This is a genomic window from Dietzia sp. SYD-A1 (genome assembly GCF_015356725.1).
In the GTDB taxonomy this organism is placed as follows: domain Bacteria; phylum Actinomycetota; class Actinomycetes; order Mycobacteriales; family Mycobacteriaceae; genus Dietzia.
The window spans coordinates 1-5,820 of record NZ_JADDKI010000179.1 but is presented as its reverse complement, the minus strand read 5'-3'; the positions used below and the strand labels follow the sequence as shown (position 1 = coordinate 5,820).

The 5,820-nt window shown below is 70.3% G+C and carries 6 protein-coding genes; 4 read left to right on the top strand and 2 right to left on the bottom strand.

The features are described from left to right. Positions 1 to 837: SDR family NAD(P)-dependent oxidoreductase (locus IY392_RS08330; RefSeq protein WP_194860952.1), on the top strand; the 837-nt coding region annotated here is incomplete at its 5' end. After that, positions 834 to 1,223, top strand: a complete 390-nt coding sequence (locus IY392_RS08325; RefSeq protein ID WP_107757848.1) for a hypothetical protein — start codon at positions 834 to 836, stop codon at positions 1,221 to 1,223. The genes IY392_RS08330 and IY392_RS08325, both read left to right, overlap by 4 nt. A 141-nt stretch (positions 1,224 to 1,364) precedes the next feature. On the opposite strand, the gene IY392_RS08320 is transcribed toward IY392_RS08325, so the two are convergent. After that, the gene (locus tag IY392_RS08320) at positions 1,365 to 4,385 is read right to left on the bottom strand and encodes a leucine--tRNA ligase (protein WP_194860951.1); all 3,021 of its coding nucleotides are present in this window, start codon (positions 4,383 to 4,385) and stop codon (positions 1,365 to 1,367) included. A gap of 119 nt (positions 4,386 to 4,504) precedes the next feature. After that, entirely contained in the window at positions 4,505 to 5,008 is a 504-nt protein-coding gene (locus IY392_RS08315; RefSeq protein ID WP_194860950.1) for a DoxX family protein, read from the bottom strand. A 96-nt stretch (positions 5,009 to 5,104) separates the two neighbouring features. Between IY392_RS08315 and IY392_RS08310 the strand changes: the two genes are divergently transcribed. Together IY392_RS08310 and IY392_RS08305 are read left to right on the top strand one after the other, a co-directional pair. Beyond that, a complete protein-coding gene (locus IY392_RS08310; RefSeq protein WP_194860949.1) occupies positions 5,105 to 5,635 on the top strand; it encodes a MarR family winged helix-turn-helix transcriptional regulator in 531 nt (176 codons plus the stop codon). After that, positions 5,632 to 5,820, top strand: a 189-nt coding sequence (locus IY392_RS08305) for an SdpI family protein (protein WP_194860948.1), incomplete at its 3' end; no start/stop codon positions are given. The genes IY392_RS08310 and IY392_RS08305, both read left to right, overlap by 4 nt.

Here is a 5,820-nt window from a genome sequence, read left to right as displayed (position 1 = left end):
CTCGCCGACGCCGGGTGGACCGTGTACGTCACGGGGCGCTCGGCCGAGCGACTGCAGGCCACGGTCGACGCCGCGGCCGGCGCCTCCGGCCGGGTGCTCCCCCTCGAGTGCGATCACGCCCGCGACGAGCAGATCGCCGCCGTCATCGCCCGGATCGTCGCCGACACCGGACGACTCGACCTGCTGGTCAACAACGTCTGGACCAACCCCAAGGGCTTCATGGGGTTCAACGGGAGGTTCTGGGAACGGCCCGCCGGCGACTGGGACGCGCTCATGGGCGTGGGGCTGCGCGCGCACTATGTCGCGTGCTGCGAGGCCGCCGCGGTGATGGTCCCGCAGGGTTCCGGTCTGATGGTCAACATCTCCTCGTTCGGGTCGCGCGCTCCGTTCCACACCGTCCTCTACGGGATGAGCAAGACCGCCCTGGACAAGATGGCCGCCGACATGGCCCACGAGCTCGCCGGCACCGGGGTGTCCACCCTGTCCCTGTGGCTCGGGCTCATCCGTACCGAGCTCATCCTGTCGCTGGGGATGGACGACTTCAACGGCTTCCCCCTCGACCGCGCCGAGGACCCGACCTTCGTGGGCCGCGTGATCGCGGCCCTCACCGAGGACCCGTCGCTCCCCCGGCTGAGCGGGTCCACGATCATCACCGCCGAATACGGTCGCGAGAAGGGTTTGAAGAACGACGACGGCGAGGTGCCGCTGTCGCACCGGGGTGCCTTCGGCGGGGGCCCGCTCTTCCCACCCGTGACGGACGATCAGCTGGGGATCGCGACGGTCGACGAAGTGGCCGAGGCCGGCGGGCACAACGGATTCGTGGGGAGCGGACGGTGACCTTTCAGCCGATCGGCGAATCCGACGACCCCCTGGAGCGCCTCGAGCGCAACGAGCGCCAGGCCACCGACGCCATCCGCTACGTCCTGCTCTCCGCCTCGGCCGTCGTCCTCTTGGCGGTCGCCCTCGTCGCATTCGGCGGAGGCATCGGCGAGGAGTGCACGGAACCCGGCGGCACGTGCCTGACACAGGACCGCGTCGAGGTGGTGCTTCTGCCCCTGCTCCTGTCCGTGGGCCTGTCCGTGACGGCGGGGGTCAAGACCTACCGGCGGTGGAAGCAGCACATCAGGTGGCGTCCGTGGCTCTTCGCCAGCTACGCGATGTGGATGGTCACCACCACCTACCTCATCGGCTCGTCCTCGGCGGTGTTCGTCCAGGTCGGCTGAGTCGTCATCCCACCTACCCCGACTTGCGCGGCCCCTCTGTACGCACTCGGGCGGAGTGCGCGCCCGGACGGGACCATTCCGGGCGCGCAAGCCCACAGCACGCCGGCGCGCAAGCCCACAGCACGCCGGCGGACACGCCCGTCAGGGCACGATGTTGACCATCTTGCCCGGCACCACGATGACCTTCTTCGGGGTCGCCCCGTCGAGGTTCGCCTGCACCTTCTCGTCGGCCAGGGCCGCGGCCTCGACCTCGGCCGGTGAGGCGTCCGCGGGCACGGTGATGCGCGAGCGCACCTTGCCCTTGATCTGCACCGGGTATTCCACCGAGTCCTCGACCAGATAGGACTCGTCGTGCTCGGGGAACGGTCCGTGGGCCAGCGACCCGGTGTGTCCCAGCCGGGACCACAGTTCCTCGGCGAGGTGCGGGGCGACGGGCGCCACCATGAGCACCAGCGGTTCGACGACCGACCGCGGTGCCCCCGGCCCCTCCGTCGAGTAGCTCTTGGTCAGGAGGTTGACGTACTCGATGAGCTTGGCGATCGCGGTGTTGTCCCGTAGACCGGCGTAGTCGTCCCGGACCCCGGCGATGGCCTTGTGCAGCGCCTTGAGCACGTCCTGCGACGGCTCGTCCTCGGTCACGCGGGCCCGCCCGGTGGACTCGTCGATCACCACACGCCACAGTCGCTGCAGGAAGCGGTGCGCCCCCACGACGTCCTTCGTGGCCCAGGGCCGGGAGGTGTCGAGCGGTCCCATGGACATCTCGTACACGCGCAGGGTGTCGGCGCCGTACTCGTCACAGATCTCGTCGGGGGAGACGGAGTTCTTGAGCGACTTGCCCATCTTCCCGTACTCCTGGAAGACCTCGGGGGCATCCGGAGAGTCATCCAGGTAGAACTTCCCGTCCCGCTCCACTACATCTGCAGCGGGTACGTAGACGCCGCGCGAGTCGGTGTAGGCGAACGCCTGGATGTACCCCTGGTTGAACAGCCTGCGGTAGGGTTCCTCGCTGGTCACGTGGCCCAGGTCGAACAGCACCTTGTGCCAGAAGCGCGAGTACAGCAGGTGCAGCACCGCGTGCTCGACTCCACCGACGTAGAGGTCCACTCCCCCGGGATCACCCTCGCCGTGGATCTCGGGCCGCGGCCCGGTCCAGTAGCGCTCGTTCTCCAGCGCGCAGAGCTCGTCGGAGTTGGTGGGATCGATGTAGCGCAGTTGGTACCAGCTGGAGCCGGCCCAGTTGGGCATGACGTTGGCGTCGCGGGTGTAGGTCTGCACGCCGTCGCCGAGGTCGAGCTCGACGGTCATCCACTCGGTGGCCTTGGCCAGCGGCGGGGACGGCATCGAGTCCGCGTCGTCGGGGTCGAACGAGACGGGCTTGTAGTCCTCGACCTCGGGCAGCTCGACGGGGAGCATCTCGTCCGGCAGCGGGTGCGGGACACCCTCGGCGTCGTAGACCACGGGGAACGGCTCGCCCCAGTAGCGCTGGCGGGCGAACAGCCAGTCGCGCAGCTTGTACTGGACGGTGCCCTCACCGGTGCCCTCGCCCTCGAGCCAGGCGATGGCCGCGGCCTTGGCCTCGTCGACGCCGAGTCCGTCGAGAGAGAGCCCGAGCTCGTTGGTGGAGTTCACGGCCACGCCGTCACCCGCGTACGCCTCGGTCGCCACGTCGAGCTCGCTCCCGTCGGCCGGGGCGACCACCTGGACGATCGGCAGACCGAAGGCCGTGGCGAACTCGTGGTCGCGGGAGTCGTGGGCGGGCACCGCCATGATCGCCCCGGTGCCGTAGCCCATGAGCACGTAGTCCGCCACGAACACCGGGACCTGCTGCCCGTTGACCGGGTTGACGGCGTAGGCGCCGGTGAAGACGCCGGTCTTGTCCTTGTTCTCCTGGCGCTCCAGATCGGACTTGGTCGCGGCCCGGCGGCGGTACTCCTGCACGGCCTCGGCCGGCGAGGAGTGCCCACCGGTCCACCGCTCGTCGATTCCACCCGGGCCCGCATCGCCGGCCGCGCCGACAGCACCCTGGGTGTCCGGCCAGAACGGCCCGGCCAGCTCGTCGACCAGTGGGTGCTCGGGCGAAAGCACCATGTAGGTGGCACCGAAGAGGGTGTCGGGGCGGGTGGTGAAGACCTCGATGGACCTGTCGGCCACCGCGAATCGCACGCGGGCGCCCTGCGAGCGGCCGATCCAGTTGCGCTGCATGGACTTGACCTTGTCGGTCCAGTCCAGACGGTCCAGGTCGTCGACCAGCCGATCGGCGTAGGCGGTGATCCGCATCATCCACTGGGACAGGTTCTTGCGGAACACCGGGAAGTTGCCACGCTCGGAGCGGCCCTCGGCGGTGACCTCCTCGTTGGCCAGCACGGTTCCCAGCCCGGGACACCAGTTGACCTGGGAGTCGGACAGGTACACCAACCGGTGCGCGTCGAGCACCTTCTCCTGCTCGGCGGCGGTGAGGTCGGTCCAGGCGCGGCCGGCGAACCCCTCGGGCAGCGGCCGCGCACCGGAGACGAACTGCTCGCGCAGCTCGGCGATCGGCCGGGCGCGGCCGGTGCGGGTGGGATGCGCGCCACCATCTGTGGTGCGGGCGGGGGCCTCCGGGTCATACCAGGCGCCGTGGATCTGCAGGAAGATCCACTGCGTCCAGCGGTAGAACTCGGTGTCGGTGGTGGCCACCACGCGCCTGCGGTCGTGGCCCAGACCAAGCCGCCCGAGCTGGCGCTCCATGTTGACGATGTTGGCCTCGGTGGTCACCCGCGGGTGCTGGCCGGTTTGCACGGCGTACTGCTCGGCGGGGAGACCGAACGCGTCGTACCCCAGGGTGTGCAGGACGTTCGTCCCGAGCATGCGGTGATAGCGGGCGAAGACGTCGGTGGCGATGTACCCCAGCGGGTGGCCCACGTGCAGGCCGGCGCCGGACGGGTACGGGAACATGTCCTGCACGAAGAGCTTGTCCTCGGGCGGCGCCGACCCGTCGGCGGGCGCGAGAGGGCCGACTGGGTTGGGGGCCTCGAACGTCCCGCGCTCGGACCACTCGCGCTGCCACCGCGACTCGATGCGACCGGCGAGATCGGCGCCGTAGCGGTGGGCGGGCCCCGCCTGCTCGGCCTGCGACCCGGTGGCGGGCTGATCTGCGGTGACGGTCTCGTCGCTACTGCTCACGGTTGTCTGCTCTCCCTGATCCTCGCCGGTGCCCACGCGCAGGCCGTGTCCAGCCTAAACCCTGGAGCGGGCCGGGCCTCCTCGGCGTGTGGGCACCGCTGTGTGCGGGCCGGGACCGATCAGGCCGTCGCCGTCCGGCGCCCGGCGGTACGGCGAGCGACGATCAGCGCGTCGAGGCTGTATCGCCCGGGGCCGGCCAGGCCGAAGACCGTGGCGGCCAGCGCGATCACGGCGACGAGTTCCCACCCGCCGTTCGTGGCGAAGATGCCAGCGCCCTGGTGGACGAAAAGGTAGGCGCCGAACATGACGACGACGACGAGCGCCGCCACCACCTGGGTGAGCAGGCCCGCCACCAGCAGGATTCCTCCGGCCAGCTCGACCACGCCGGCGAACACAGCGGCGGCCTGGGCGGCCGGGACGCCGACGGAGTCGAAGAACTCGCTGGTGGCACCCGCGCCGTTGGTGACGAGCTTCTCCCAGCCGTGGGCGATCAGCACGACGCCGAGCAGGACCCGGGTCAGCAGGAGGCCGATGTCGCGGACGGGTCCGGGTACGGCGACGAGGGTGGCGGCCGCGCCGGTACGGGGGGCGGGCGTCGGGGCGACGGATTCTGAGGCGCTCACGGGGTCAGTCCTTTCGGGTCACGCATCCGGATGATGCGTCACACACTTCTATCGCCGCACTAGGTGTCGTGTCAACTATGGGCGTAGACTGGGCCCATGAGCGAATCCCCGGTGACCGACGGCGTCAGATGGCTGACCGATGAGGAGAAGGCGCTCTGGCGCGACTATCTCGCGATCCAGGGCCGCCTCCACCTGGCCATCCAGCGGGACCTCAAGGCCACGTCGAGCCTGACGGAGCCGGAGTTCGAGGTGCTCGTATACCTCAGCGAGGCCGACGGACCGCTGCGGATGACCGCGCTGGCCGATGTCCTGCAATGGGAGCGGAGCCGGCTCTCCCACCAGGTCACCCGGATGGTCCGACGGGGACTGGTCCAGCGGACGAGCTGCCCCACCGATGGCCGGGGCGCCTTCGTCTCCGCCACCGAGGAGGGCATGCGGGAGATCGCGGAGGCCGCACCCGACCACGTCGCCACCGTGCGCCGGGAGTTCCTGGACCGCCTCGACGAGCAGGGCAAGCGCGAGCTCGCGCGCCTGTTCGCGCTCATCGAGGGCTCTGCCGGGGAGGGTCCGACGGGGGATGAGGCGAATCGGAAATCCCCCGTCGCGGGCGTACCCTCGGGGGCGTGAACGCAGTGCTCGTGGTGGTCGTGGTGCTCCTGGCGTGTCTCGCCCTCGTGGTCGGGGTCACCGGCCTGTTGGGACTGCTCGGTCGACTGCCGGGTAACGGCGTCCTTGGCGTCCGCACCCCGGAGACCCGCCGCTCCCCCGAGGCCTGGACGCTCGCCAACCGCGCGGCCGGGCCCGCCCTGCTC